Source organism: Lactobacillus helveticus DSM 20075 = CGMCC 1.1877 (genome assembly GCF_000160855.1).
In the GTDB taxonomy this organism is placed as follows: Bacteria; Bacillota; Bacilli; order Lactobacillales; family Lactobacillaceae; genus Lactobacillus; species Lactobacillus helveticus.
The window spans coordinates 197327-198791 of the sequence record NZ_GG700753.1 but is presented as its reverse complement, the minus strand read 5'-3'; the positions used below and the strand labels follow the sequence as shown (position 1 = coordinate 198791).

Sequence of the window (1465 nt, the reverse complement as noted above, 5' to 3'; positions counted from 1 at the left end):
TGTATATGTAATATGTTATCAATTTTATTTTGATTAATTTGAAATTGCCACCGCTGTAACAATAAACGCAGCAGTCATAGCAACTGTAAAACCAACAATTCCTAATAATATATTCAATTCAGTCATCTTCTTCTATATCTGTCATGTTTCTATATGCGGTACATGATTAGTTTAACATAAAAAGAAGATGATGACGCAATAATTTAAAAACGCTTTTATTCTTTTAGATCTACAAAAGGTGCATGACAGAATTTTGCCAAATCTTCAGGATTTAAAAAAACACTTCGACCTAATTCACCACTTGAAACGGCAATTTCTTCGTTGTCTTTCATAGAATCATCTAAGTAAATAGGTAGTTTTTCTTTGAAGTAAATACCAATTGGCGTATTAGCTCCATGAACATAACCGGTAGTTTTAGCCAATTTCTTCAAAGGAAGCATTTCACATTTTTTATTGCCGGAAACTTTGGCTAATTTTTTCATGCTTAAATGCTCTGTAATTGGAACAACTCCGACTAATGGACCAGTTTTATTTCCTTCACAGACTAACGTTTTGTAGACTAAATGCTCTTTGTCTTCTAGAATAGAAGTGTCCATCTGTGCAACGCCACCTTTATCTTTGGTGACTGCAAATGAAGCTTGACGATATTTGATCTTATTTTGATCTAAGATCTTTTCAACTAAAGTTTTTTCAAGTTTGTTTTTTTTATTCTTTTTCTTTGACATATTTATCACCTTTATCATGATAGCATTGTACAAAGAAAATCCCAAAAGGAGATTACTATAATGAAATTATTAATTATTAAAATCGATACTAGTCAAGAAGTAGAAGATGCTTTAAGCATTTATGCTATGGATAATTTGAATGCCTTAGGCGTTGAATCTAGAAACCTCAGCGATTTTGAACAAGCGGGTTGGCTTCATGATTCAACCGTTGTTGATATGGAAGATATCAAAGATTTGCCTAAAGATACATATTTCTACGCTTACTTTGACGAAGAAGCAGATAGAGATGAATTAGTTAAAAAGTTCCAAGACAAGATGCAGGAACTTAAGGGATATGGTCTTAATATTGGGGATGCAAAAATTACTACTTCCTATATTGAGGATCAGGATTGGAACACTGCTTGGCAAAAGTATTACCATGTGATCAACTTCTCTCGCCACTTGGCTATTGTGCCTAAGTGGGAAGACTATAAGCCTGCCTTTAAGGATCAACAATTGATCAAGCTTGATCCAGGTTTGGCCTTTGGTACCGGTAATCACAAGACTACTCAATTAGCAATGATGGGCCTTGAGCGTGCAATCGTGAAGAAACCAATTAGTGTGGTTGACGTTGGTACTGGTTCAGGAATCTTAGCGATTGCAGCTTCAAAGCTTGGTGCTACTGATATCTTGGCTACCGACATTTCTGATGAATCAATGACTGCAACTGAACAAAACTCCGCTTTAAATGATATTAAAAA

Annotated in this window: 2 protein-coding genes; one reads left to right on the top strand and one right to left on the bottom strand. The window is 34.5% G+C overall.

Features of this window, described 5'->3' with window-relative positions:
- Positions 1-215 precede the first annotated feature (215 nt).
- On the bottom strand, positions 216-725 hold the full coding sequence (locus HMPREF0518_RS04565) for an aminoacyl-tRNA deacylase (RefSeq protein ID WP_012211785.1): 510 nt from the start codon (positions 723-725) through the stop codon (positions 216-218).
- 60 nt (positions 726-785) lie between these two features.
- Here HMPREF0518_RS04565 and HMPREF0518_RS04560 point away from each other — a divergent pair.
- Positions 786-1465: 50S ribosomal protein L11 methyltransferase (locus tag HMPREF0518_RS04560; RefSeq protein WP_003626582.1), on the top strand; the 680-nt coding region annotated here is incomplete at its 3' end.